At 74.0% G+C, this 23,337-nt stretch carries 23 protein-coding genes; 11 read left to right on the plus strand and 12 right to left on the minus strand.

Annotated elements, in window-relative coordinates:
- Nucleotides 1–103: 103 nt before the first annotated feature.
- Nucleotides 104–697 carry an Rv1733c family protein gene (locus M8J74_RS16230; RefSeq protein WP_249837079.1) on the minus strand — a complete coding sequence of 198 codons (594 nt, stop codon included), beginning with the start codon at nucleotides 695–697 and terminating at the stop codon, nucleotides 104–106.
- Between the two features lie 2 nt (nucleotides 698–699).
- Nucleotides 700–1,689, minus strand: coding sequence for an Acg family FMN-binding oxidoreductase (locus M8J74_RS16235; protein ID WP_249837080.1), 990 nt, complete (start codon nucleotides 1,687–1,689; stop codon nucleotides 700–702).
- Nucleotides 1,690–1,949: 260 nt separating this feature from the next.
- Here M8J74_RS16235 and M8J74_RS16240 point away from each other — a divergent pair, with 260 nt between their 5' ends.
- On the plus strand, nucleotides 1,950–2,750 hold the full coding sequence (locus M8J74_RS16240; RefSeq protein ID WP_249837081.1) for a GerMN domain-containing protein: 801 nt from the start codon (nucleotides 1,950–1,952) through the stop codon (nucleotides 2,748–2,750).
- Between the two features lie 65 nt (nucleotides 2,751–2,815).
- Here M8J74_RS16240 and M8J74_RS16245 read toward each other — a convergent pair whose 3' ends face one another.
- From M8J74_RS16245 to M8J74_RS16265, 5 genes are all read right to left on the minus strand, one after another.
- Nucleotides 2,816–3,013, minus strand: coding sequence for a hypothetical protein (locus M8J74_RS16245; protein ID WP_058927185.1), 198 nt, complete (start codon nucleotides 3,011–3,013; stop codon nucleotides 2,816–2,818).
- Between the two features lie 30 nt (nucleotides 3,014–3,043).
- Nucleotides 3,044–3,553 (minus strand): flavodoxin domain-containing protein, encoded by a 510-nt coding sequence (locus M8J74_RS16250; protein ID WP_249837082.1) that lies wholly within the window; start codon nucleotides 3,551–3,553, stop codon nucleotides 3,044–3,046.
- Between the two features lie 20 nt (nucleotides 3,554–3,573).
- Nucleotides 3,574–4,311, minus strand: coding sequence for a CBS domain-containing protein (locus M8J74_RS16255; protein ID WP_058927183.1), 738 nt, complete (start codon nucleotides 4,309–4,311; stop codon nucleotides 3,574–3,576).
- Nucleotides 4,312–4,323: 12 nt separating this feature from the next.
- The gene (locus tag M8J74_RS16260; RefSeq protein WP_249837083.1) at nucleotides 4,324–7,017 is read right to left on the minus strand and encodes a bifunctional acetate--CoA ligase family protein/GNAT family N-acetyltransferase; all 2,694 of its coding nucleotides are present in this window, start codon (nucleotides 7,015–7,017) and stop codon (nucleotides 4,324–4,326) included.
- Nucleotides 7,018–7,132: 115 nt separating this feature from the next.
- Nucleotides 7,133–9,514, minus strand: a complete 2,382-nt coding sequence (locus M8J74_RS16265; protein ID WP_249837084.1) for a phosphoketolase family protein — start codon at nucleotides 9,512–9,514, stop codon at nucleotides 7,133–7,135.
- 36 nt (nucleotides 9,515–9,550) lie between these two features.
- On the opposite strand from M8J74_RS16265, the gene ppk2 reads away from it, so the two are divergent.
- Nucleotides 9,551–10,354 carry a polyphosphate kinase 2 gene (gene ppk2, locus M8J74_RS16270; RefSeq protein WP_249837085.1) on the plus strand — a complete coding sequence of 268 codons (804 nt, stop codon included), beginning with the start codon at nucleotides 9,551–9,553 and terminating at the stop codon, nucleotides 10,352–10,354.
- 5 nt (nucleotides 10,355–10,359) lie between these two features.
- On the opposite strand, the gene M8J74_RS16275 is transcribed toward ppk2, so the two are convergent.
- From M8J74_RS16275 to M8J74_RS16285, 3 genes are read right to left on the minus strand one after another with little or no spacing between them, the layout of a single operon-like run.
- On the minus strand, nucleotides 10,360–11,232 hold the full coding sequence (locus M8J74_RS16275) for a universal stress protein (RefSeq protein ID WP_249837086.1): 873 nt from the start codon (nucleotides 11,230–11,232) through the stop codon (nucleotides 10,360–10,362).
- Nucleotides 11,233–11,237: 5 nt separating this feature from the next.
- Nucleotides 11,238–12,260 (minus strand): zinc-dependent alcohol dehydrogenase, encoded by a 1,023-nt coding sequence (locus M8J74_RS16280; RefSeq protein ID WP_249837087.1) that lies wholly within the window; start codon nucleotides 12,258–12,260, stop codon nucleotides 11,238–11,240.
- A 31-nt stretch (nucleotides 12,261–12,291) separates the two neighbouring features.
- Nucleotides 12,292–13,197, minus strand: coding sequence for a universal stress protein (locus tag M8J74_RS16285; RefSeq protein ID WP_249837088.1), 906 nt, complete (start codon nucleotides 13,195–13,197; stop codon nucleotides 12,292–12,294).
- A gap of 446 nt (nucleotides 13,198–13,643) precedes the next feature.
- On the opposite strand from M8J74_RS16285, the gene M8J74_RS16290 reads away from it, so the two are divergent.
- The 3 genes from M8J74_RS16290 (at nucleotide 13,644) to M8J74_RS16300 (ending at nucleotide 16,617) form a co-directional block, all read left to right on the plus strand.
- On the plus strand, nucleotides 13,644–15,356 hold the full coding sequence (locus M8J74_RS16290) for a SulP family inorganic anion transporter (protein WP_249837089.1): 1,713 nt from the start codon (nucleotides 13,644–13,646) through the stop codon (nucleotides 15,354–15,356).
- A gap of 104 nt (nucleotides 15,357–15,460) precedes the next feature.
- Complete coding sequence (locus M8J74_RS16295; protein WP_249837090.1) at nucleotides 15,461–15,925, plus strand: cyclic nucleotide-binding domain-containing protein; 465 nt, start codon at nucleotides 15,461–15,463, stop codon at nucleotides 15,923–15,925.
- Nucleotides 15,922–16,617: a CBS domain-containing protein gene (locus M8J74_RS16300; RefSeq protein ID WP_249837091.1), complete on the plus strand. Its 696-nt coding sequence runs from the start codon at nucleotides 15,922–15,924 to the stop codon at nucleotides 16,615–16,617. The genes M8J74_RS16295 and M8J74_RS16300 overlap by 4 nt, the downstream gene beginning before the upstream one ends.
- A gap of 122 nt (nucleotides 16,618–16,739) precedes the next feature.
- Here M8J74_RS16300 and M8J74_RS16305 read toward each other — a convergent pair whose 3' ends face one another.
- Nucleotides 16,740–17,243 (minus strand): Rv1733c family protein, encoded by a 504-nt coding sequence (locus M8J74_RS16305; RefSeq protein WP_249837092.1) that lies wholly within the window; start codon nucleotides 17,241–17,243, stop codon nucleotides 16,740–16,742.
- Between the two features lie 222 nt (nucleotides 17,244–17,465).
- On the opposite strand from M8J74_RS16305, the gene M8J74_RS16310 reads away from it, so the two are divergent.
- From M8J74_RS16310 to M8J74_RS16325, 4 genes are all read left to right on the plus strand, one after another.
- Nucleotides 17,466–18,167, plus strand: coding sequence for a response regulator (locus M8J74_RS16310; protein WP_058927173.1), 702 nt, complete (start codon nucleotides 17,466–17,468; stop codon nucleotides 18,165–18,167).
- A gap of 130 nt (nucleotides 18,168–18,297) precedes the next feature.
- Entirely contained in the window at nucleotides 18,298–19,314 is a 1,017-nt protein-coding gene (locus M8J74_RS16315; RefSeq protein WP_249837093.1) for an Acg family FMN-binding oxidoreductase, read from the plus strand.
- Nucleotides 19,315–19,400: 86 nt separating this feature from the next.
- The gene (locus M8J74_RS16320) at nucleotides 19,401–20,063 is read left to right on the plus strand and encodes a GAF and ANTAR domain-containing protein (RefSeq protein ID WP_283948228.1); all 663 of its coding nucleotides are present in this window, start codon (nucleotides 19,401–19,403) and stop codon (nucleotides 20,061–20,063) included.
- Between the two features lie 258 nt (nucleotides 20,064–20,321).
- On the plus strand, nucleotides 20,322–20,696 hold the full coding sequence (locus M8J74_RS16325; RefSeq protein WP_249837095.1) for a hypothetical protein: 375 nt from the start codon (nucleotides 20,322–20,324) through the stop codon (nucleotides 20,694–20,696).
- Nucleotides 20,697–20,902: 206 nt separating this feature from the next.
- Here the strand turns inward: M8J74_RS16325 and M8J74_RS16330 are convergent, their stop codons facing one another.
- Nucleotides 20,903–21,709 (minus strand): universal stress protein, encoded by an 807-nt coding sequence (locus M8J74_RS16330; RefSeq protein WP_249837096.1) that lies wholly within the window; start codon nucleotides 21,707–21,709, stop codon nucleotides 20,903–20,905.
- A 242-nt stretch (nucleotides 21,710–21,951) separates the two neighbouring features.
- Between M8J74_RS16330 and M8J74_RS16335 the strand changes: the two genes are divergently transcribed.
- Both M8J74_RS16335 and M8J74_RS16340 read left to right on the plus strand, forming a co-directional pair.
- Nucleotides 21,952–22,494, plus strand: a complete 543-nt coding sequence (locus M8J74_RS16335; RefSeq protein ID WP_249837097.1) for a universal stress protein — start codon at nucleotides 21,952–21,954, stop codon at nucleotides 22,492–22,494.
- Between the two features lie 201 nt (nucleotides 22,495–22,695).
- On the plus strand, nucleotides 22,696–23,337 hold a 642-nt coding region (locus M8J74_RS16340), incomplete at its 3' end, for an ABC transporter ATP-binding protein (protein WP_249837098.1).

Genomic DNA, 23,337 nt, shown 5'->3' on the forward strand with positions numbered 1-23,337 from the left:
GGATGCGGCGATCGGACCTCCGCGCCGGACCTCGCGGCCCGTCGTCGACGAGGTCGGGAGCGCGGCTCGGGCCGTCCGCTTCGGACTGCGGGCCGCAGCGGCGTCAGCGGGTCTTCCCGCCCCACTGCCGGTCCGCGCGGGCCCACTCGGCGTCCCACTGGAGCAGTCGGCGCCGGTCGAGCAGGGCGCACATGCCCGAGCCGGCGAGCAGCATCCCCCCGGCGGCGGTCACGCCGGCCAGCGCGCCCAGCACGACGGCCTGGAACCGCGCTTGGCCGACGCCCGCGGGCTCGGGCACGAGCCGGTCCTGGGCGTCCAGCCAGATCCGGGTGGTGCTGCCGGCCCTGCTCGCGGCCGCGACCCGGGTGACGCCCGTGCGCCGCGTCCCGTCCGCCGCGGTCCAGCGCACGGTGGCCCACGCGTGGGCGTCGCCGATGCCGTCGACGGAGGAGGTGCCGCTTTCGGCGTCCTTGGTCAGCACGGCCTGCACGGGGTGCCGCTCGGCCCGCAGGGCGGCGCCGTCGCGTTCGACGGCGCCGGCGGTGCCCAGGCCCGCGGCGACGGCCGCCAGCAGGGCCAGCGTCCAGACGGCCAGCAGCAGCCATCCCTCGACCAGGTAGCTGGGGCGGCGGAGCGGGTTGTGCCGCAGCCGCCACCACCGCGTCCGGGCCGGTCCCGCGTGCCGTACCGCCGCCATCGTCACCACCGGACCAACACGTCGTCGCGGACGAGGACTTCGGACGCCGGCCGGCGCGCGGTGGTCCACACCTGCGCCGGGACGCCGAGCCGCAGCACCATCTGCGGGAAGTTCCCGGCGGCCAGTCGCCGGCGCAACTCCGCACGGATCTCGGGGAGTTCCAGCGGCTGGGTGTGGAAGGCGGCCATGACGTGGCGGGAGGCGGCGGACAGCAGCACGCGCTGCAGCGCCTGTCCGGCCCGCAGCCAGTCCAGGCGGCCGTCGCGCGGGGTGGACAGCACCGCGACGGTGCCCGTGCCGAGGCCGCGCCGGCGGGCGGGGACGATGAACCGGCGGGCCAGGTCGAGGTAGTCCCGGCCGGCCAGCAGCGTGGCGTCCGGGTGGAAGCGGGCCGCGTCGGCCGGCACCTGGTCGGGACCGACACTGCGCGTGACCTCCCAGCTGTGGCCGGGGTCCGCGCGGTGCACGTCCTCGGCGGTGCGCACCAGGTGGGCGATCAGGTCCAGTTCCTCGGGCTCCTCCAGGACGTGGAGGACGGCTCCCTCGATCCGGGCGTGTTCGCGCAGGTCGTCGAGGAGGCCGCTGGGCAGGGCCAGGGAGGCGAAGGGACCGCGGTGGGTGTGGCGGTGGGGCATGGCGTCGATCAGCGCGGTCTCCTCGGCGCCGGCCGGGGCGTGCGCGGCGAAGCCCACGCGGGCCAGGAAGGCGGAGTCGCCGGGCCGCGGCAACAGGTCGACGGACGGCTGGAAGCCGAGGTGGCGCACGGCCATCCGGGTGTTGAACAGTGCCGCCCCGCAGGCGATCACCATCTCCCGGCCGCCGGGGTCGGTGAGGATCAGGCGCCGCCCGCCGTCGGCGTGCACCTCGAAGCCGTGGTCATGGCCCTCCTCGACGAAGAACCAGGGCTGGCTGTTGTGCGGGGAGGGCGCGAGGGAGGCGGCACGGGCCAGGTGAAGGGCCGCGTGGCCGGACTTCTCGTACGACACGGTCATGGTGGATCCCGCCTTTCGAGAACCGTCCACCCTTCGTGAACCATCCACCCCCAGCGTCCCCGGGCGCGGTCGGCTCAGGCAGGGGCCGAGGGTCCCGGTGCGCGGCCTGTGCGGCCCTCTTCCGGCCCGCCGCCCCAACCGGTCTCCTCCGCGGGTTCCGGCCGACCCGGTGGGCAGCCGTTCGGCCCCCGAACGGAGCCGGACGGCACTTGGGGACCCCCGCGGGGAGCGGTTCGCTGGAAGCGTGGGAGGAGGACGCCATGTCCAGTGGAACACGGTTGCCGTCGGCGACCCGCGCGGCGACGGTCCCGAAGCCGTCGGCCGGCGGCACGGGCCCCTCGTCGGCGAAGAGGGTCCGTACGGCGGTGTACTTCCTGCACGACGCGAAGCTGTCGGCCGTCCCCCGCACCGTGACGGCTCCGGCGACCGCCGCCGCGGCCGTGCGCGCCCTGCTGTCCGGACCCAGCCGCTTCGAGGGCCGCCGGGGCCGCACCACCGCCGTCCCGTCCGGCACCGAGCTGCGCTCGGTCGACATCCAGGGCCGTCTCGCGACGGTGGACCTGTCCGACCGCTTCCTCGACGGCGGCGGCAGCCTGTCGATGCGGGCCCGGATGGCCCAGGTCGTGTTCACGCTGACCAGGTTCCCGACGGTGCGCAAGGTGGCCTTCGAGATCGAGGGCAAGCCGGTCCGCTACGTCGGCCCCGAGGGCGGCGTCCTGGACGGGCCGGTGGGCCGCGCCGACTTCGAGGACCTGTCGCCCGCCGTGCTGGTGGAGTCGCCCCTGATCGGGGACTCGGTGCGCACCCCGCTGCGGGTGTGGGGCAGCGCGGACACCTTCGAGGCCGAGTTCCGGCTGCGGCTGACCGACGTCTCCGGGCACCGGGCGGCCGACGTGCCGGTCCGCGCCACGTCGGGCACCGGCACCCGCGGCACCTTCGACGTCACCTTCCCCTACCGGGCGGTGCGCACCGGGCCGGGTCTGCTGACGGCGTACTTCGTCTCGCCCGAGGACGGGCGCCCGGTGACCGTGGACACCGTGCCGCTGGCCGTGAACCGCTGACTCCGGCCCGCGGCACGAGGACCCCGGCGCGAGGACAGCGCCGGGGTCGTCGATGCCGCCGCCCCTCAGACCTTGGTCATGGGGTGGCGGTGGGCCAGGTGCCGGGCCAGCAGGACCAGGGCGACGATGGCCGGTATCACCAGCGGGACCAGGGGCAGGCCCGCGACCGACGCGGCCAGTCCGAGGCACAGGAAGGCCAGGATCCCGGCGACCAGGTACAGCACCGCCTCGGTGGTGACGACGGGGATCTGACGGATGTTCATGACACGCCTCCTTTCCCGGAGGGTCCTTCCTCAGATGGTCTGCTCCCTCTTGATCAGTTCGTCGGCGACCCGGGCCGCCCACGCCTCGATCTCGGGGAAGTCGCGGAAGTCACCGCCCTTGCCGTTGCGGATGATCATGCGGGCGATGCGCCCCTTGGCGCCCTCCTCCAGGCAGCCGCCGAAGGTGACGTGCCCGCGGGCGTCGAGCCGGTCCACGGCACGCCGCACCCAGGGCACCGGCGGGATGTCCTTCTCGGAGGCCGAGGCGTCGAGCGGGCCGCTGCTGAACAGCCACAGCGGCCGCTCGGCCAGGGTCCGCCGGTTGCGGCGCACGAAGCGGCGGGCGTCGCGGTGCCAGCGCCCCGCGTACAGGGCACCGCCGACCACGAAGGCGTCGTACGGCGTCACGTCGGTGACCGTGGCCGCGGACGCCGTGTCGGCGCTCAGGCCCTCCTTGCGCAGGACGTCGGCCACCGCCTCGGCGATCCCCCGGGTCGATCCGTTGGTCGTTCCATAGGCGACCAACACGTTCGCGGGCATGCGGTCCGCCTCCTCTCACGTCACAGCTTGCGCATCCAGTCGTCGGCGACGCCGTGCATGGCGCTCTGCTCCTCGGCGGGCCGGATGTGCGAGTCGTCCAGCCGGAAGGTGAGCTTGTCGACGACGGCGACCACACCGTCGATCTGACGGGTCATGGAGACGGCGATCTCCGTCTCGCTCTTGCGCTCCATGTGGCCGGCGAGCGTGACCACGCCCTCCACCACGGAGACGTCGATGCTGCGCGGGGCGAGCCACAGGGCGCGGACGACGACCTCGTCGACGACCTCCTTGCGAATCTCGGGGTCGGGCCGCAGGAAGACCTGCAGCAGGTCGCGGCGGGTGACGATGCCGACGAGCCGCTGCTCCTCGTCCAGCACGGGCAGCCGTTCCACATGGTGCAGGGCCATGGTGCGGGCGGCCGAGACGATGGTGTCCTCGGCGTGCACGGTGATGGCCGGTTCGGTCATCAGCTGGCCGGCGGTGCGGGCACGGCCCTTGGCCTTGCGGGTGCGGCTCTCCCGGGACAGGGCGGCGAGCGGGTGGTGCCGGGGCTGCTCGTAGGGGTCCGGCGTGTCGGCCTGCCGGATCATGAGGTCGGTCTCGGAGATGACACCGATGACCTTCTCGTCCTCGTCCACCACCGGCAGTCCGCTGATGCGGTTCTCACCGAGCAGCCGGACCACTTCCTTGAAGGGGGTCCCGTACTCGGCGCGGACGACGTCCGTGGTCATGACGGAGCCGACCTTGTTGTGCTTCATGGCTTGTCCTCCTCAGCGGAGCCGGCGCAGATAGGGGTCCTGCGGCCTGCTGGGCAGCAGGCGCACCCGCGCATCGAGCACGCTGACGCCGCCCGGTGACGCGAGTACGGGGTTGAAGTCGGCCTCGGCCAGCTGCGGCAGGTCGCTCGCCATCCGGGACAGCCGCAGCAGCAGCTGCTCGAGGGCTTCGAGGTCGGCGGGCCGCTCGCCGCCGGCCCCGAACAGCAGGGGGGCGCAGCGGGGGGCGGTGATCAGATCGTGCACGTCGTGGTCGGTGAGCGGGGCCAGACGTGCCGCGTGGTCGGCGAGGATCTCGGTGGCGGTGCCGCCGAGCCCGAACAGCACCAGCGGTCCGAAGACCTGGTCCTGGACGACGCCGGCGAACAGTTCGGTGCCGCGCGGCGCCAGGGGCTGCAGGACCACGCCCGTCAGCCGGCCCGCGAACCGGGTCTCCAGATCGCGGAACGCGGCCCGCACCTGCGCGTCGCCGCGCAGGTCGAGATGGACGGCGTGCTCGACGCTCTTGTGCAGCAGTCCCGGCCAGTACCCCTTCATGACGACCCGGCCGTCGGCGCCGCGCAGCCGGTCGGCGGCGAGGACGGCCTCGTCCTCGGTCTCCGCCCAGGCCCAGGGCGAGAGCGGGAGGCCGTAGCAGCCGAGGAGTTCGGCGCAGACGCGGGGGTCGAGCCAGCCGCCGTCGGGGTGGCTGTCGAGGTAGTCCTCGACGACCGCGTGGGCGCGGGCGGTGTCGACGTCGGCCAGGGCGGGGACGGTGCCGGCGGGGCGGGCCAGCCAGGCGGCGCGGCGTGCCGCGTGGGCCAACGCCCGTGCGGCGGCCTGGGGTTCGGAGTAGGCGGGGACGGCGCCGCCGTCGGAGGTGGCCAGCAGCTCGACGGGCAGGGCCTGTTCGAGCCGTACCGCGGCGATCGGCTTGGCCCTGCGGCCGGGAGCGCGGGTGAGGGCCCGGACGAGGTCGTCGCCGGTCGCCGCGGCGACCGCCGTGGGGACGAGGGCCACGAGGACGGCGTCGACCCCGTCGTTGCGCATGATCCGGTCCACGCAGTCCATGAGCTGGTCCTCGCCGACGGCGGCGGTGGCGTCGACGGGGTTGCCGGCGGCGGCGCCCTCGGGCAGCACGGCGAGCAGGTCGTCGACGAGCTGCGGGGTCGGCGCGGGCAGGATCAGCCCGGCCTCGGCGCAGGCGTCGGCGGCGAGCACTCCGGCGCCGCCCGCGTTGGTGACGATGGCGACGCGGGGCCCCGCGGGCAGCGGCTGGGCGTGCAGCAGGGCGGCGGTCTCCAGGAGTTCGCCGACCGAGCGGGTGGCGGTGATGCCGGCCTGGGTGAACAGCGCGCCGCGGGTCATGGTGCGGGTGGCGGCGGCCGCGGTGTGCGAGGCGGCGGCCCGGCGGCCGGCGTCGGTGCGGCCGGCGTCGACGGTCAGCACCGGCATCCGGCGGGTGACCCGCCGGGCGGTGCGGGAGAAGGCGCGCGGGTTGCCGAAGGACTCCAGGTGCAGCAGGGCGAGGTCGGTGCGGCCGTCGCTCTCCCACCACTGGAGCAGGTCGTTGCCGCTGACGTCGAACTTGTCGCCGAGCGAGACGAAGGAGGAGACACCGATGCCGAGCCGGGACATGCCGTCGAGCAGGGCGATGCCCACTCCCCCGGACTGCACCGCGACGCCCGCGGTGCCGGGGCGCGGGTGGTCGGCGGCGAAGGTGGCGTCCAGGCGCAGTTCGGGGTCGGTGTTGGAGACCCCGAGGCAGTTGGGGCCGACGAGCCGCATGCCGTAGGTGCGGCAGGAGGTCAGCAGTTTGCCGGCCTCGTCGGCGCCGAGGCCCGCGGTGACGACGAGGAGGGCCCGTACGCCCGCCTTGCCGCACTCCTCGGCGGTCTCGGCCACCGCGGCCGCCGGTACGGCGAGGATCGCGAGGTCGGGTGTCCTGGGCAGGGCCGAGACGGAGGGGTAGGAGGGGATGCCGAGGATCGAGGTGGCGGCGGGGTTGACGGCGAACAGGCGCCGGGTGAAGCCGCCGGAGTGCAGATGGCGCAGGATGGCCCGGCCCACCGAGCCCGGCTTGCGGCCGGCGCCGACGACGGCCACCGCGTCGGGGCGCAGCAGGGGCTGGAGGCTGGCGACGTCGGCGGCCCTGCCGCGTTCCTCCACGGCCGTGAGGTAGGACTCGCTCTCGGCGAGCTCGATGGTGCAGCGCACCTCGGGGCCGTCGAAGTGGCGGGCGGTGCGCAGACCGAGGTCGGCGAAGAGCCGCAGGATCTCGTGGTTCTCGCACAGGGCGTCGGCCTTGAAGGCCGTGACGCCCTCGGCGCGGGCGGCCGAGACCAGGTGCTCGACCAGCAGGGTGCCGACGCCCCGGTGGTGCAGGGTGTCGGCGACGGCGATGGAGATCTCGGCCTCCCGGCCGGTGCCGGAGGTGTCGTACTCGGCGAGGCCGATGACGCGGCCCTGGGTCTCGGCGACGAGGGCGCGGTATCCGGGGTGCGGCGTCGCGCAGGCCCGGTCGGCGGCCATCTCGGCGGAGCGCCTGCTGATCGCGAAGAACCTGAGCCTCAGGTTCTCCGGCGACATCTCCTCGTAGAAACCCCGCAGCTGCTCGTGGTCGCCGGGCCGCACCTCGCGGATGCACACCATGGTGCCGTCGGCGAGCAGGGCGTGGACCTGGGGCCTGCTGAGAGCGTCGTGCGACATCGCGGATCCCTTCCACGTCTGATGACACTTCGAGGGTCCAGCGGAACGGGGCGCGCTCCCATGGGCTGTCCGGGGACGGATCGAGGGCCGGTCGGCCCCCGATCCCGGCCGTTTCTCAGGCGTTCCAGCCCCAGTCGGCGACCTCGGGCAGATCGGTGCCGTGCTCCCGGATCCACGCCTGGTGGCGGCTGCGGACGTCGGCCATCTGCTGGCGCACGGCGGCGGCCCGCACGGCGAGTCCGGGGACGCGGTCGATGACGTCCATGACCAGCCGGTAGCGGTCGAGGTCGTTGCGGACGACCATGTCGAACGGCGTGGTGGTGGTCCCGGACTCCTTGTAGCCGCGCACGTGCAGGTTCTTGTGCCCGGTGCGGCGGTAGGCGAGCCGGTGGATCAGCCACGGGTAGCCGTGGTAGGCGAAGATCACCGGCTTGTCCTTGGTGAACAGGCCGTCGTACTCGAAGTCGCTCATGCCGTGCGGGTGCTCCTCACGGGGCATCAGGCGGGCCATGTCGACGACGTTGACGACGCGTACGGCGAGACCGGGCAGGTGGCGGCGCAGCAGCTGGGCGGCGGCCAGGACCTCCTGGGTGGGCACGTCCCCGGCGCAGGCCAGGACGACGTCCGGCTCCCCGCCGTTCTCGGTGCCGGCCCAGTCCCAGATGCCGGCGCCACGGGCGCAGTGGGCGCGCGCCTGATCCATGGAGAGCCAGTCGAAGCAGGGCTGCTTGCCCGCCACGATCACGTTGACGTAGTCCTTGCTGCGCAGCGCGTGGTCGGCCACCGACAGCAGGGTGTTGGCGTCCGGCGGCAGGTAGACGCGGACGACCTCGGGGCTCTTGTTGAGGACGTGGTCGACGAAGCCGGGGTCCTGGTGGGAGAAGCCGTTGTGGTCCTGGCGCCACACGTGCGAGGTGAGCAGGTAGTTGAGGGAGGCGATGGGCGCCCGCCAGGGCAGCTCCCGGGAGGTCTTCAGCCACTTGATGTGCTGGTTGACCATGGAGTCGACGATGTGCACGAACGCCTCGTAGGAGGAGAACAGTCCGTGCCGGCCGGTCAGCAGGTAGCCCTCCAGCCAGCCCTGGCAGGTGTGTTCGGAGAGGATCTCCAGCACCCGGCCGTGCCGGTCGAGGTGTTCGTCGACCGGGAGCATGGCGGCCTGCCAGGCCTTGCCGCTGGCGTCGAAGACGGCCTGGAGCCGGTTGGAGGCGGTCTCGTCGGGGCCGACGACGCGGAAGTCGCGGCGGTGGGAGGTGTTCTTCATGACCTCTTCGAGGAGGTCGCCGAGGATGCGGGTCGGCTCGTGCAGGGTGGTGCCGGGCTTGTCGACGGGTACGGCGAAGCGGTCCAGGGAGGGGACGGGCAGCTCGTGCAGCAGGACGCCGCCGTTGGCGTGCGGGGTGGCGCCCAGCCGGCGGTCGCCGTCGGGGACGCAGGCCAGGACGTCGGCGACGGGCCTGCCCTCGCCGTCGAAGAGGCTCTCGGGGTGGTAGGAGCGCAGCCAGGTCTCCAACTGCCGCAGGTGCTCGGGGTTTTCGCGGACGGCGGCGAGCGGCACCTGGTGCGCGCGCCAGGTGCCTTCCACGGGCAGGCCGTCGACCTCGGCGGGGCCGGTCCAGCCCTTGGGGGTGCGCAGCACGATCATGGGCCAGTGCGGGCGTTCGGTGACCCCGTCCTCGCGGGCCGAGCTCTGCATCAGGGCGATGCGGTCCAGGGCGGTGTCGAGGGCCTTCGCCATGGCGCGGTGGACGGCGATCGGGTCGTCGCCGGTGACGTGGATGGGGGCGTGGCCGTAGCCGCGCAGCAGCTCGTCGAGTTCGTGCTCCGGCAGCCGGGACAGCACTGTCGGGTTGGCGATCTTGTAGCCGTTGAGGTGCAGGATCGGCAGGACGGCGCCGTCGTGCACCGGGTCGAGGAACTTGTTGGAGTGCCAGGAGGCGGCCAGCGGGCCGGTCTCCGCCTCGCCGTCGCCGATCACGCAGGTGACCACCAGGCCGGGGTTGTCGAAGGCGGCGCCGTAGGCGTGCGAGAGGGAGTACCCGAGCTCACCGCCCTCGTGGATGGAGCCCGGTGTCTCCGGTGCGACGTGGCTGGGCACGCCGCCGGGGAAGGAGAACTGCCGGAACAGCCGCTCCATGCCGTCGCCGTCCCGGGAGACGTCCGGGTAGGTCTCGCTGTAGGTGCCCTCCAGCCAGGAGTTGGCCAGGACGGAGGGGCCGCCGTGGCCGGGACCCCAGATGCACAGGGCCTCCAGGTCGCGGGCCCTGATGACGCGGTTGAGGTGGGTGTAGACGAGGTTCAGGCCGGGCGAGGTGCCCCAGTGGCCGAGCAGCCGCGGCTTGATGTGCTCGGGCCGCAGGGGCTCGCGGAGCAGGGGGTTGGCCATCAGGTAGATCTGTCCGGCGGCCAGGTAGTTGGCGGCCCGCCAGTGGGCGTCCAGGGTGCGCACCTCGTCGTCGGTCAGTACGGTGGCGTCCTGGTGTTCGACCTTGGGCATGAGTGACTCCACAAGTCATCGAGGGGAAGAGGCGGCATGGCCGGCAAGAAGGCGGCAAAGCTGCCGCGCAAGGCGTACGAGAAGGAACTGCTGCGCCAGCAGACGGAGTTGGTGCAGCTGCAGGAGTGGGTGCGGGCGCAGGGCGCCCGGCTGGTCGTCGTCTTCGAGGGCCGGGACGCGGCGGGCAAGGGCGGGACGATCAAGCGCGTCGCCGAGCACCTCAATCCCCGTGTGGCGCGGATCGCGGCACTGCCCAAGCCGACGGAGCGCGAGCGCACCCAGTGGTACTTCCAGCGGTACGTCGAGCATCTGCCGGCGGCCGGGGAGATCGTGCTGTTCGACCGGTCCTGGTACAACCGGGCCGGCGTCGAGCATGTGATGGGCTTCTGCACCAAAGAGGAGTACCAGCTCTTCCTGCGCCAATGCCCCATCTTCGAGCGCATGCTCGTGGAGGACGGGATCCTGCTGCGCAAGTACTGGTTCTCGGTCAGCGACCGGGAGCAGCAGGAGCGCTTCCGGCGCCGGCTGGAGGATCCGCTGCGGCGCTGGAAGCTGTCGCCGATGGACCTGGAGTCGATCACCCGCTGGGAGGCCTACTCCCGGGCCAAGGACGAGATGCTGGTGCACACCGACATCACCGAGGCCCCGTGGTACGTGGTCGAGAGCGACGACAAGCGGCGCGCCCGGCTGAACATGATGGCCCACCTGCTGGACTCCCTGCCGTACCACGAGGTGCCGCCGCCGGTGCTGAAGCTTCCTCCCCGTCCGGCGTCGACCGGTTACGTGCGGTCGCCGCGCGATCTGCAGAACTACGTCCCGGATCACACGGCGGGCCTGTAAGGCGCTCACGCCGGCTGCGGTACGACGGCGACGGGGCAGGCGGAGTGGTGCAGTGCCGCGTGGGCGACGCGGCCGAGCTGGAGCCCGAGGTGCCCTTCGCGGCGGCGGGCGCCGACGACGAGCAGGTCGGCGTCGCGGGAGAGGTCCACCAGCACCCGGCGGGCATGCCCCTCGACGGTACGGCGCCGCACCTCGATGTCCTCGGGAGCGTCCCGCAGCGCCTCCTCCAGGGCCTCGGCGGCCCGTCCCTCGTGCAGCCGGGCGGGTTCGCCGGCCATCAGGGGATGGTCGGTGGTCTCGTGCGCCGGGCACCGCCAGGCCCGTACGGCCTCCACGGACGCCCCGCGGCGCCGGGCCTCGTCGAAGGCGAAGCGCACGGCGGCCAGGTCCTTGGGCTCCTCGCCGACGCCCACCAGGACGCGCCCGTGGGTCGCGGGCTGGGCGCGGTTGTCGTGGCTGCCGCGCAGCACGATCACCGGGCAGTCGGCGTGGGCGGCGACGGTGAGGCTGACGGAGCCGAGGAGCATCTCGGCGATGCCGCTGCGGCCGCGGGTGCCGACCACCAGCGCGGAGGCGTTGCGGCCCTCGCGGACCAGGGCGTACTCCGGCTCCTCGGGCAGCACCTCGCCGGTGACCCGCAGATCGGGGTGCCTGGTGCGGGCCCGGGCGACGGCGCCGCCGACGATGTCCTCGGCCATGACCTCTTCGGACGGCTTGCCGAGGTCCTCGGCGAGCGCGTGGCCCTCGTAGCGCTCCCACAGCGAGGCGTACACCACCCGGAGCGGCACTCCGCGCAGCGCTGCCTCGTCGGCCGCCCAGTCCACGGCACGCAGACTGGGTTCGGAGCCGTCGGCCCCCACGACCAGGGGCAGTTCCATGGCGCTCACCTTCCCGTGCCGAGATCGAACACGATGCGGGCCTTGACCTCGCCGCGCAGGACTTCGTCGATCGATTCGTTCACGCTCTGCAGGGGCCGGGTCTCGTAGATGACCCTGGTGCGGCCGTCCGCGTGCAGCCGGAACACCTCGGCGAGGTCCTGCCGGGTGCCGACGATGGAGCCGATCACCGAGGTGCCGTTGAGGACGGTGTCGAAGATCGGGACCTGGATGGTGCCGTGGGCCGGCAAGGCCACCATGACGAGCTTTCCGCCGCGCCGCAAGCCCGCGTTGACCGCCTCGAAGGCGGCCGGGTTCACCGCGAGGGCGATCGCGGCGTGGGCCCCGCCGTGCCGCTTGAGGACCGCGCCGACGTCCTCCTTGCGGGCGTCGACGACGATGTCCGCGCCGAGTTCGGCGGCCAGTTCGAGCTTGTCGTCGGTGACGTCGATCGCGGCGACGGTGGCGCCGGCGATCTTCGCGTACTGCACGGCCAGATGGCCGAGCCCGCCGACGCCGGAGACGGCGACGAGTTGGGCGGGCCGCACGCCGGCGACCTTGAGCGCCTTGTAGGTGGTGACGCCGGCGCAGGTCAGCGGGGCGGCCTCCAGGGCGCTGACGCCCTCCGGCACCGGCTGTGCGTAGTCGGCCCAGGCCAGCATCTTCTCGGCGTACCCGCCGTCGCAGCCGTAGCCGGTGTTGATCTGCTGCTCGCACAGCGTCTCCCAGCCGGACAGGCAGTGCTCGCACCGTCCGCACGCCCGGCCGAGCCAGGGCACGGCGACCCGCCGGCCGACGGCCAGATGGGTGACGCCCTCGCCGAGCTTCTCGACGAGTCCGACGCCCTCGTGGCCGGGGACGAACGGCGGGTTGGGCTTGACGGGCCAGTCTCCGTGGGCGGCGTGGATGTCGGTGTGGCACAGCCCGGAGGCCTCCAGGCGGATGCGCACCTGGCCGGGGCCGGGCTCGGGGTCGGGGCGTTCCTCGATGACCAGGGGTTCACCGAACGCTCGGACGACCGCTGCCTTCATGGTTGTTGCTCCTCAGGGGTGTCGGGGGGCGTCAGTCGTGGGCGACGACGGCGACGGGGGCCTTGGCGTGGTGCAGGACGGCGTGGGCGACGGGGCCGATGTGCGGGCCCAGCGGGCTGCGGCGGGTGCGCCGGCCGACGACGACCAGGGAGGCGTCGGCGGAGCCGTCGATCAGGAAGGTGGCCGCGCTGCCGGCCCGGGACTCCTCGACGACCTCGACGTCGGGGTACTTCAGCCGCCACGGGTGCAGGGCCGTGGCCAGGGCCGTGGCCTGCTGGCGGCCGACCTCGCGGTCGAAGTCCGGGTCCACGGACAGGCCGTAGGCGTAGTAGGGCGGCAGGTTCCAGCCGGCCACGACCCGCAGGGCGGTGGAGCGGCGGGCGGCCGCGTCGAAGGCGAACTCGATGACGGAGTCGTCGGCGTGGGCCGGGTCGAGGCCGAGCAGCACGGGCAGGTAGGGGGTCGCGGCGGACGGGATGCCCACCGGGTCCGCCTGGTGCTCGTCGGCGGCCTGCTCCCCGGCACGGACCAGCACGACCGGCCGGGCGGCGTGCGCGACGACGCCGAGGCCGACGGAGCCGACCAGGAAGCCGCCGATGCCGCTCAGTCCGCGGGAGCCGAGCACGAGCAGTTCGGCCTCCTCGGCCGCCTTCGCGAGGATCTCGGCGGGCTGGCCGGTGGAGTGCTCGATGCTCACCTCGACGCCGGGGTGGCGCAGCCGCAGTCCTTCGGCGGCCTCCCGCGGGATGCGCTCGGTCCAGTGCTGCTGGGTCTCGGCACCGAGCAGGGGGGCCTGGGCCATCGGAGCGGGCACGGGCTCCCAGATGTGCGCGATCTTCAGGGGAAGGCCGCGCAGCTTCGCCTCGCGCGCCGCCCACTCGGCCGCGGCGCGGCTTTCGGGTGAGCCGTCGAGACCTGCGACAACGGTGCGGACCATGATGCTGCCTCCTGATCGGGTGTCTGCGTCCAGCGTCGGCCCGGGAGGCGTCCGTGCTGCAGGGGCCGCTTTTCCCCAACCGGGACCGACCGGCCCAACGGCCATGCGGAACGGCGGGTCCCCTGCATCCGGGATCCGCCGCCCCTCCCGCGCTCGGCGGGCCGGCCGTACGGGCGACGACCACGCGCCGACGGCCCACCGGTGAACGACCGTCCGGGGAGCGGATGTCCGCGCGTTGCCGCCACGGTCCGGTGCCCGGGGGCGTCCACATGTCCGACGCTGCTCCGGACCGGTCCGCGGCGCACGGTGCCGATGGTCGGCGCGTGCGGGGCCGAACGGCGTCGGGCGCGGGACCGTCGGGCCTCGCGGGGCCGAAGCCCTTCCCCGTGACCGGGCGGGTGGCCGATTCTCGGTGGATGCTGAGGGAGTGTGACGACACAAGGCCCATGTCGCGGGGCCGGAGCGGGTACGTACGCGCGTGGCGCCGCTTGACGCCCGGACTGGCCTCGCTGTCCCGCTACCGCCGTTCCTGGGTCCGCGGCGACGTGCTGGCGGGCCTGACGGTGGCCGCGTACCTGGTGCCGCAGGTGATGGCGTACGCCGGCGTGGCCGGTCTGCCGCCGGTGACGGGGCTGTGGGCCATCCTGCCCGCGCTCGCCCTGTACGCGCTGCTGGGCTCCTCCCGGCTGCTGTCGGTGGGCCCGGAGTCGACGACGGCACTGATGACGGCGACGGTGGTGGCTCCGCTCGCCGGCGGCGCCCCGGGCCGCTACGCCGAGCTGGCGGCCTGTCTCGCCCTCACGGTGGGCCTGCTGTGCGTGGCGGCCCGTGTCCTGCGTCTGGGGTTCATCGCCGATCTGTTCTCCCGCCCGGTGCTGATCGGATACCTGGCGGGCGTGGCCCTGATCATGATCATGGACCAGTTGCCGCGGCTGACCGGGGTGCCCACGACGGGGTCGGTGTTCTTCGCCCAGCTGTGGTCGTTCGTCGGGCACCTGGGGCAGGCGGACCCGGCCACGGTGCTGTTCTCCGCGCTGACGATCGTGTTCCTGTTCACCGTGCCCCGGCTGGCCCGCGCGGTGCCCGGGCCGCTGCTGGCCGTCGTGCTGGGCACCGCGGCGGTGGTCGCGTTCGACCTCGACGACCGGTTCGGCATCAAGGTCATCGGCACGGTGCCCTCGGGGCTGCCCTCGTTCGCGCTGCCCGATCCGGCCGAGCTGCCGCGGCTGGTGCTGCCGGCGCTCGGCGTGCTGCTCGTGGCCTACACCGACTTCGTCCTCACCGCGCGCGCCTTCCCCGGCCCCGACGAGGACGCGCCGCCGCTCGACGCCGACCAGGAGTTCCTGGCGCTGGGCGCGACCAACATCGGTGCGAGCCTGCTGCACGGCTTCCCGGTCAGCAGCAGCGCCAGCCGGACCGCGCTCGCCTCCTCGGCGGGCGCCCGCAGCCAGGCGTACTCGCTGGTGGCGGGCGCGCTTGTGCTGTGCGTGCTGCTGTTCCTGAGCCCGCTGCTGAGCCGCACCCCGTCGGCGGTGCTGGGCGCCCTCGTCGTCTACGCGGCCGTCTGCATGATCGATCTGACGGGTTTCACCCGGCTGGCCGCCTTCCGGCGCCGCGAACTGCTCCTGGCGATCGGCTGCCTGGCCGGGGTGCTGGCCCTGGACATCCTCTACGGGGTGCTGGTCGCCGTCGGCCTGTCCGTGGCCGAGCTGCTCAGCCGGGTCGCGCGCCCGCACGACGCCGTCGAGGGGCTGGTGCCCGGGGTGGCCGGCATGCACGACGTGGACGACTACCCGCAGGCCCGCACCATCCCGGGCCTGCTCGTCTACCGCTACGACTCCCCGCTGTTCTTCGCGAACGCGCAGAACTTCCACCGCCGCGCCCTGGCCGCCGTGGACGAGCAGACCCAGCCGGTGCGCTGGTTCGTGCTCAACACCGAGGCGAACGTCGAGGTGGACATCACCGCGCTGGACGCCGTCGACGCGCTGCGGCGCGAGCTGACGCGCCGCGGGATCGTCTTCGCGCTGGCGCGGGTCAAGCAGGACCTTCTGAACGACCTGGAGGCGTACGGGCTGGCGGAGTCGGTGGGCCGGGACCTGATCTTCCCCACCCTGCCGACCGCCGTGACCGCGTACCGCGAGTGGAGCGGAAAGCACTGAATCGCCAGGTGGCCCGCAGCTGGGGCCGGGTGGCCCATGGCCGGTGACACGGCCCGTCGACACCCTGGAGGTGGCAGTTCCGTACGCCTGAGTGGAGGCACGCCATGAACGCTCCCGCAACGTCGAACCTGACGCGGGCTCTGTCTCCCGAGTACCGGGAGCGGCTGATGGGGATGGCTCGCGAGGTGTCGTATCCGGAGGGCGCCCGGCTGTTCGAGGAGGGCGGCCACGCCGACCGGTTCTGGATCATCCGTACCGGCACCGTGGATCTCGACATGCGCGTGCCGGGCCGCCAGGCCGCCGTCATCGACTCCCTCGGCCACAACGAACTGCTCGGCTGGTCCTGGCTCTACCCGCCGCACACCTGGCATCTGGGCGCCGAGGCGGTCACACCGCTGCGGGCCTACCAGTTCGACGCCGCGCAGGTGCGGGCCGAGTGCCAGCGGGACGCGGAGTTCGGCCGGACCGTCGCCGAGTGGGTGGGCCGGATCGTGGCGCACCGGCTGCAGGCGGCCCGCACCCGGCTGCTGGACCTCTACGGCCCCTACGGCAGCGGAGGCCTGCGATGACCACGCGCCAGGACCACGAGGACCACACCGGCCGCGCGGCCGGCGGACCCGGGTCGCCGCACCTGGTCAGGGACGTGATGACCGCCGACGTCGCGGTCGTGAGCATCGGGGCGGCCTTCAAGGACATGGTGCGCACCGTGCAGGAGCGCCGGGTCAGCGCGATGCCCGTCGTGGACGCCACGGGAGCGGTCGTCGGGATCGTCTCGGAGGCAGATCTGCTGCCCAAGGAGGAGTTCCGCGACAGCGACCCCGACCGCTACACGCAGTTGCGGCGGCTGTCCGACCTCCTCAAGGCCGGATCGGTCACCGCCGGAGAGCTGATGACCTCCCCCGCCCTCACCGTGGCCCCGGACGCGACACTCGCGCAGGCCGCGCGGGAGATGGCGCGGGCCCGGGTCAAGCGGCTGCCCGTCGTCGACGCGTCCGGGCACCTGGTCGGCATCGTCAGCCGGGCCGATCTGCTGAAGGTCTTCCTGCGCGCCGACGAGGAGATCGCCGAGGAGGTGCGCCGGGAGGTGGTGACGTACCTCTTCCCCGCTCCCGGCTCGAGCGTCCGGGTCGAGGTCCGCGACGGTGTGGTGACGCTCGGCGGCCGCGTCCACGACACGTCCCTGGTGCCGGTGGCCGCGCGCCTGGCGCGGGCCGTCGAGGGGGTCGTGGACGTGCGGTTCGCCCTCGCCGGCCAGGACTGAGCCGGCTGATCAGCCGGCGGTGTGCCCCCAGCGGCCGTCGATCCGCTCCCATGCGGCGCCCCACGCCTCGGTGGCGCGCCGCTGCACCCGCAACCGGACCAGCCGCCCGCCGGCGAGGGCCGTCAGGCCCGCCGCCCGCCGGCGAGGGCCGTCAGGCCCGCCGCCAGTCCGGCACCGGTGCCGGCCAGTACCGCGCGGGTCGTCGCCTCCGCGGGTCCCACCGGTTTGTGCAGCAGGCGGCCGTGGCCGTCCGTCCAGGCCCGCACGCCGCCGCCGGCCCTGGCCGTGGGGGTGACCTCCATCGTTCCGGTCCGGCCGGTCCCGTTGGCGTCCCGCCACCGTACGACCGCCAGGGCCCGGTCGTAGCGCACGCCGGAGACGGCGTCGGGAGCACCGCCCGGGAGGATGCGGACCAGCACCGCGGAGACGGGCTCACGGCCCGCCCGGTCCCGCTCGGCCGCGCGTTCGGACAGCTGCGCGCCGAGGAGCCCGGCGCACGCCGCCACGACCGTGGCGAGCGCCCAGGAGGCCAGGACGATCCAGGCCTCCAGCACGTCACTGCGCCGCCGCAGCGGATTGTCACGCCAGCGCCACCCCAGGACCTTGCCGCATCTCGCCTTCCGCATCGGTCACACCCCCTCGGGGAGCAATGGGACGGACACCCCTAAAAGGTCTCATCCATCGAACTCGAGCGGGAGAGGATTGCGACCGCGCCCCGGGGGGAGCTTTGATGGTGGGTCAAGGTCCGGTGGGGCCGGTCGGCCCTAGTGCCTCCGGCCCCGGCGAGTCATGATCTTCAACACAGACGGCCCGCAGTCCGTCTCACATCCGGGGAACGAGAGGTCGACATGACCGAGGCACGCACCTTCACGGCGCAGGATCCCATCCGCGTCTTCCTGCTCGACGACCACGAGGTCGTCCGCCGCGGCCTCGCGGACCTGCTGGACGCCGAGCCGGACATCAGCGTCGTCGGCGACGCCGAGAACGTCGAGCACGCCCTGGTGCGCGCCCCCGCGGTCCGGCCGCACGTGGCCGTCCTGGACGTACGGCTCCCCGACGGGGACGGCATCTCCGTCTGCCGTGAGCTGCGCAGCCGCATGCCGGAGCTGGCGGTCCTGATGCTCACCTCGTTCGACGACGAGGACGCCCTGCTGGACGCGATCATGGCGGGGGCGTCCGGATACGTGCTCAAGCAGATCAAGGGCTCCGACCTGGTCTCGGCGGTCCGCACGGTCGCCTCGGGCCAGTCGATGCTCGACCCGGCGACCACCGCCCGGCTGATGCGGTCGCTGCGCACCGAGCCGGCCGAGGCCCCCGAGGTCTCCCCCGAGCTGGCGAGCCTGTCCCCGCGCGAGCGGGAGATCCTCACCCTCATCGGGGACGGCCTGACCAACCGGGAGATCGGCAAGCAGCTGTATCTGTCGGAGAAGACCGTCAAGAACCACATCTCGCGGCTGCTGGCCAAGCTCGGCGTGCAACGCCGGGTCCAGGCCGCGGTGCTCGCCTCGCATCTGGAGCAGCCCGAGCAGGGCGCCCCGCACACGCGCTGAACCGGACGGGGCCGTACGGCCGGATGTCAGGCCTTACGGCCCCTGCCCCGGGGGCCGCGCCGGGACCACCCTGGACAGGGTCAACGACCCGTTCCACCGCCCTCGGTCACCGGGCGGGGAGGAGGCCCCCATGTCCACCGCGCCGCTCGACGTGGCGACCCTGGAGAAGCTGATCTCGGCCGCCGTGGCCGCCCCCTCCATCCACAACACCCAGCCCTGGCGGTTCCGGCTCGACCCGGACACGCTCACCCTGGAGATCCGGGCCGCGCAGGACCGCGGACTGCGCCACATCGACCCCTCGGGGCGGGCACTGCACCTGTCGGTGGGCTGCGCGGTGTTCAACCTGCGGCTGGCGGTGGCGCACTTCGGATGGGCCCCGGTGACCCGGCTGCTGCCCCGGCCGGGCGAGCCCGAACTGCTCGCCTCCGTCCGGCTCGGCGGTCCGGCCCGCTTCACGCCGTCGCCCGAGCTCTACGAAGCCCTGTGGCACCGGCGCAGCAGCCGCTTCCCGTTCTCCGACCGGCCGCTGCCCGCCGCCCTGCGCCACGAGCTGGCGGACGCGGCGCACGCGGAGGGCGCCCTGCTGAGCAACCCGGAGACCGGCGAGACCGACCGGCTGCTGCGCGTGACCCTGGAGGCGGAGCGCCGCAACCGGGCCGACGCCGACCGGGCGGCGGAGAGCCGCCGGTGGATCCGTGAACCGGACGAGTCGGCGCTCGGCATCCCGCCGGCCGCCGTCGGCCCGCAGGACTACCGCGACCAGGTCCCGATGCGGGACTTCGGGGCCCATCTCCATCCGTCGACGCTGGCCGCCCGTGCCTTCGAGAAGCGGCCGACGCTCGCCGTGCTGTCGACCCCGCACGACCGCCGCGCCGACTGGCTGCGGGCCGGGCAGGCCCTGCAGCACGTGCTGCTGGTGGCCACCCGGCACGGTGTGCGCGCCTCGCTGCTGCACCAGGCCCTGGAGTGGCCCGACCTGCGCGACCAGCTGGTGCGGGACGAGGAGGACGGGCGCGTGCACGCCCAGATGGTGCTCCGCCTCGGCTACGGGCCGCAGGGACCGCCCTCGCCCCGCCGCACGGTGGCGCAGACGCTGGACCAGGACACGTTCGCGGCACCCGGCACGGCGGCGACGGTCACCGGGTGAACGTCGCGCGGATCCGGGTAGATGGTTGGGTCCGGAGAACGCGACAGGCGGAGGACGGCGTGGAGTGGGCACGATTCGGGCAGCAGATGGCGGCCATGGCCCGCGACCTGCTGGCCCAGGACTCCGTCGACGCCACGCTGGAGAGGATCACCTCCTCGGCCGTGGAGCTGGTCGAGGGATGTGACGCGGCCGGCATCCTCGTGCTGCAGGGCCGGAAGGTGCGGACGCTGGCCCCCACCGACGACCTGGTGATCGACAGCGACCGGCTGCAGGAGCGGCTGGGCGAGGGGCCGTGCTTCGACACCGCCCGCAGCTCGGTGCGGGAGCGGGTCTTCCGGATCCCCGACCTCACCGGGCAGCAGCTGCGCTGGCCCGCCTTCGCACCACAGGCCTCGCGGCTCGGCATCGGCAGCATGATGGGCTTCCTGCTGTTCACCGAGGACGAGGACTTCGGCGCGTTGAACCTGTACTCCCGCAAGCCCGGCATGTTCACCGAGGCCAGTGAGCTGGCCGGGTGGCTGCTGGCCTCGCACGCGGCGGTCGCGTTCTCCAGCGCCCGCACACACGCCCAGCTGGAACAGGCCGTGGCCACCCGCCATGTGATCGGCGAGGCCATGGGCATCCTCATGGGCAGCCGTCGGCTCACCGAGGAGGAGGCGTTCGACGTGCTCCGCCGCTATTCGCAGGAGCGCAACCTCAAGCTGCGGGAGGTCGCCCGGATGATCTGCGAACAGGGCGGCATCGACTGAGGCGGCGGCGGCTTCCCTGGCTCGGTGTCAGAACCAGAGAAGCCTGGCCGGGCCGGCCCCCCGGGGGAGCGACGCCGCACCCGACGTGCCCACCAAGTCCCCTGTGTCGCGACCTCCACACACGTCGCGGGCGGTTCACCGATCAGACCGCGCGGGGCGTCGTCACCGAAAAGGAGTCCGTGCAGGTGGGAGCCTTCGGCGCCGGCCGTGGCGCTGAACGGGATCAGGGCCCGCCTGCACGCCGCAAGGACGGCCACGATGCCGCCGGGCTGCGCGGCGAGCGCGGTGCCTGGTTCGGCGCCGTGGCACGGGGGCAGGTCGGCGCTCTGCGCCGCGTCGCCGAGCAGCGCCACCCCGGGCACCGGGTTTCCCCTGTGCCCGGCCGGCAGCACGTGCAGGGCACAGGACCGGCGCGGCGTCGGTGATCAGCGGGGTGAGCTGCGGCGCCCGGCCCCCTCGAACTCCGCCGCGACACGGGCCGTGGCCGCCGCGGCGATCGCCGGCCAGAACGCCGTCAACGCCCGGTCGCAGCGGCCTGGCACGGACCGCACCGACTTCCTCGACGCCGGGGCGACTGCGTGGACGGAGCTGGACGCCGACACGATGACCGCACCGAGTTCGTCGCCGGCATGAATCACGGCGAGCCGGCCTCCGGCCGACGGCTGCGGGCGGTCCTGAGACGGCACTCGGCACAGGCCGAGGCCGCCGGTCGTCTACCGGGAGCCAGGGCGGACCCACCGGCGCGGGCCCGGGCGGGCCGACGGGCGGGGCTTGCCTCAGGCGCCGTGGGCCCGCCGGGCCGGCAGTCGGCGTGCGGCGCGGCGGGGTCGTCTTCGGCGTCAGTGCCGCGGGGGCTCGGCCGGGACCACCGCGACGGTGCACCGGGCGTGGCGCAGGAGGGCGCGGCCCAGAGAGCCCGTCAGGGTGTCCGTGAGGCCGGCGTGGGCGGGCACGCCCACCACGGCGAGTTGCGCGCCCGCGCTCGCCCCGGCGACGACCGGGCGGCTGCGGCCCCGGATCCGCTGATGTCGTACGACGACGTCGGGGTACGTACGCCGCAGTTCGGCCACCACTGCCGCGCCGTCGCGGCCGCCCCCGTGCAGGACGAGCAGCTCCGCGGCCCGCTGGGCGGCCTCGGCGAAGGCGAACTCCGCTGCGGCGCGGGCCACGGGCGAGGCGCCGTCGGACGCCAGGACGACGGGGCCGCCGCGGCCGGTGGTGCCGCGCACGACCAGCACCGGGCAGCGTCCCTGTGCGGTCAGCCGGCCGGCGACCGAGCCGAACGGCAGCCCGCCGAACCGGCCTTGGCGGCGACCGCCGACCACGGTCAGCGAGGCGGCACGCGACTCGGCCTCCAGCACCGTCCCGGGCTCGCCGACGAGCACCTCGCTGGTGATCGACAGCCCCGGCGCGACGCGCCGCGCGTGCCGTTCGGCCTCGGCGAGTGCTCCCCGGGCCGACGCGCTCAGCCCGGCACCGTCCGGGTCCCAGGGCGGCACACCGGGCGCCACGGGGTCGGCGGGCCATACGACGGCGTGCGCCAACTGCAGGCCCACGCCTCGCCGTTCGGCCTCCCGCGCGGCGGTCTCCACCGCGGCCAGGCTCGACGACGACGCGCCCACCCCCACCACCACCGGTCCGTTCATGACGCCTCTCTCCTCTCGGGCCACCCCGCCCCCGGACCGGGCCGCCCCGGCCTCGCGGTCGCCTCCGCTCGTGCCGCATCCAGCGTCCGCTCCCGGCCCGCCCCCGGCACTGGGCCGTACGGCTCCGAACGGCGCACCGACCGACCCGTTCGGCGCCGGTGGCGGAGCCACTCGGCCCAAGTGCCGTGCGGAGCGCACCGGGAGACTGAGACACCGGGGAACATCCGGCGAGGGAGGCTGTCATGGTGGAAGGCGCGGTCGGCGACAGTGTCGTGGTGGGGGTCGACGGGTCGCAGGCGTCGGTGGCGGCACTGCGCTGGGCCGCCCGGCAGGCGCGGGCCCTGCACGCCACCGTCGTCGCCGTGCACGCCTGGCAACGGCCCGGCCTCGCCCCCTACGCTCCCGCCACGGCACGGCCGACCGCCGCCGAACAGCGCGAGGGGGCGGCGCGGTTGCTGGCCGCGACGCTGCGCGAGGCCTTCGGGCCGCAGGACGACGGCGCGGTACGCGCCGTCGTGGCCGAGGGGGCGCCGGCCCGCGTCCTGGTCCAGCAGGCGCAGGGCGCCGTCCTGCTGGCGCTCGGCCGCACCCCGCGCGTTGGGTACGACGAGCACGCGTCGGGAGCGGTGATGCGCGCCTGCCTGGAGCGGGCGACGGTCCCCGTCGTCACGGTGCCGGGGAACCGGCCCTCCGCCCCCGCGCTCACGGCCACCGGGTCGCCGGGTCACTCCGTCGCCCCAGCCCCGCGGCACGGCGCCCGCTGGACGTGCACCGTCGCCGGCTGAACCCGCGACGACCGCCCCCGGGCGACGGGACACGGCAGCCATGTGGCGCCGGGCGGCGGGGAGTTCTCCAGCGCGGGCACCTGCCGCATCCGGTCGACGCCGTAGGGGCCGACCGGCCCGGGAAGGGGACGGTCGGGGCATGCGCCGGCGTCGTCGACCGCTCCACGCTGGAGTGAGGAGAAGCACCGGGAGGGATGGGTCATGGCATCGGTCACCTTCGAGAAGGCCACCCGCCGCTTCGCGGGCATGGAACGCCCGGCGGTCAGCGACCTCGATCTGGACATCGCCGACGGGGAGTTCATGGTGCTGGTCGGGCCCTCCGGCTGCGGCAAGTCCACCAGCCTGCGCATGCTCGCCGGCCTCGAGGACGTCGACTCCGGAACGATCCGCATCGGCGAGCGGGACGTGACCCATCTGCCGCCCAAGGACCGCGACATCGCGATGGTCTTTCAGAACTACGCCCTGTACCCGCACATGACGACGGCCGACAACATGGGCTTCGCCCTGAAGATCGCGCGCATGCCCAAGCCGCGGGTGCGCGAACGGGTGCGGGAGGCCGCCGCCATCCTCGATCTGCAGGACTACCTCGACCGCAAGCCGAAGTCGCTCTCCGGCGGCCAGCGCCAGCGCGTCGCCATGGGGCGGGCCATCGTGCGCGAGCCGCGGGTGTTCCTGATGGACGAGCCGCTGTCCAACCTGGACGCCAAACTGCGGGTGCAGACGCGCACTCAGATAGCGGTGCTGCAGCGCCGCCTGGGCACCACCACGGTGTACGTCACCCACGACCAGGTCGAGGCGATGACCATGGGCGACCGGCTTGCCGTCCTCAAGGACGGGGTGCTG

It is taken from the genome of Streptomyces panaciradicis (genome assembly GCF_023516615.1).
Lineage (GTDB): Bacteria > Actinomycetota > Actinomycetes > Streptomycetales > Streptomycetaceae > Streptomyces > Streptomyces panaciradicis.

Excerpts from the sequence above, each read along its gene's own strand:
- M8J74_RS16230 (WP_249837079.1), bottom strand. The coding sequence starts at position 697 with ATGGCGGCGGTACGGCACGCGGGACCGGCCCGGACGCGGTGGTGGCGG.
- M8J74_RS16235 (WP_249837080.1), bottom strand. The coding sequence starts at position 1,689 with ATGACCGTGTCGTACGAGAAGTCCGGCCACGCGGCCCTTCACCTGGCC.
- M8J74_RS16240 (WP_249837081.1), top strand. The coding sequence starts at position 1,950 with ATGTCCAGTGGAACACGGTTGCCGTCGGCGACCCGCGCGGCGACGGTC.
- M8J74_RS16245 (WP_058927185.1), bottom strand. The coding sequence starts at position 3,013 with ATGAACATCCGTCAGATCCCCGTCGTCACCACCGAGGCGGTGCTGTAC.
- M8J74_RS16250 (WP_249837082.1), bottom strand. The coding sequence starts at position 3,553 with ATGCCCGCGAACGTGTTGGTCGCCTATGGAACGACCAACGGATCGACC.
- M8J74_RS16255 (WP_058927183.1), bottom strand. The coding sequence starts at position 4,311 with ATGAAGCACAACAAGGTCGGCTCCGTCATGACCACGGACGTCGTCCGC.
- M8J74_RS16260 (WP_249837083.1), bottom strand. The coding sequence starts at position 7,017 with ATGTCGCACGACGCTCTCAGCAGGCCCCAGGTCCACGCCCTGCTCGCC.
- M8J74_RS16265 (WP_249837084.1), bottom strand. The coding sequence starts at position 9,514 with ATGCCCAAGGTCGAACACCAGGACGCCACCGTACTGACCGACGACGAG.
- ppk2 (WP_249837085.1), top strand. The coding sequence starts at position 9,551 with ATGGCCGGCAAGAAGGCGGCAAAGCTGCCGCGCAAGGCGTACGAGAAG.
- M8J74_RS16275 (WP_249837086.1), bottom strand. The coding sequence starts at position 11,232 with ATGGAACTGCCCCTGGTCGTGGGGGCCGACGGCTCCGAACCCAGTCTG.
- M8J74_RS16280 (WP_249837087.1), bottom strand. The coding sequence starts at position 12,260 with ATGAAGGCAGCGGTCGTCCGAGCGTTCGGTGAACCCCTGGTCATCGAG.
- M8J74_RS16285 (WP_249837088.1), bottom strand. The coding sequence starts at position 13,197 with ATGGTCCGCACCGTTGTCGCAGGTCTCGACGGCTCACCCGAAAGCCGC.
- M8J74_RS16290 (WP_249837089.1), top strand. The coding sequence starts at position 13,644 with ATGTCGCGGGGCCGGAGCGGGTACGTACGCGCGTGGCGCCGCTTGACG.
- M8J74_RS16295 (WP_249837090.1), top strand. The coding sequence starts at position 15,461 with ATGAACGCTCCCGCAACGTCGAACCTGACGCGGGCTCTGTCTCCCGAG.
- M8J74_RS16300 (WP_249837091.1), top strand. The coding sequence starts at position 15,922 with ATGACCACGCGCCAGGACCACGAGGACCACACCGGCCGCGCGGCCGGC.
- M8J74_RS16305 (WP_249837092.1), bottom strand. The coding sequence starts at position 17,243 with ATGCGGAAGGCGAGATGCGGCAAGGTCCTGGGGTGGCGCTGGCGTGAC.
- M8J74_RS16310 (WP_058927173.1), top strand. The coding sequence starts at position 17,466 with ATGACCGAGGCACGCACCTTCACGGCGCAGGATCCCATCCGCGTCTTC.
- M8J74_RS16315 (WP_249837093.1), top strand. The coding sequence starts at position 18,298 with ATGTCCACCGCGCCGCTCGACGTGGCGACCCTGGAGAAGCTGATCTCG.
- M8J74_RS16320 (WP_283948228.1), top strand. The coding sequence starts at position 19,401 with ATGGCGGCCATGGCCCGCGACCTGCTGGCCCAGGACTCCGTCGACGCC.
- M8J74_RS16325 (WP_249837095.1), top strand. The coding sequence starts at position 20,322 with ATGCCGCCGGGCTGCGCGGCGAGCGCGGTGCCTGGTTCGGCGCCGTGG.
- M8J74_RS16330 (WP_249837096.1), bottom strand. The coding sequence starts at position 21,709 with ATGAACGGACCGGTGGTGGTGGGGGTGGGCGCGTCGTCGTCGAGCCTG.
- M8J74_RS16335 (WP_249837097.1), top strand. The coding sequence starts at position 21,952 with ATGGTGGAAGGCGCGGTCGGCGACAGTGTCGTGGTGGGGGTCGACGGG.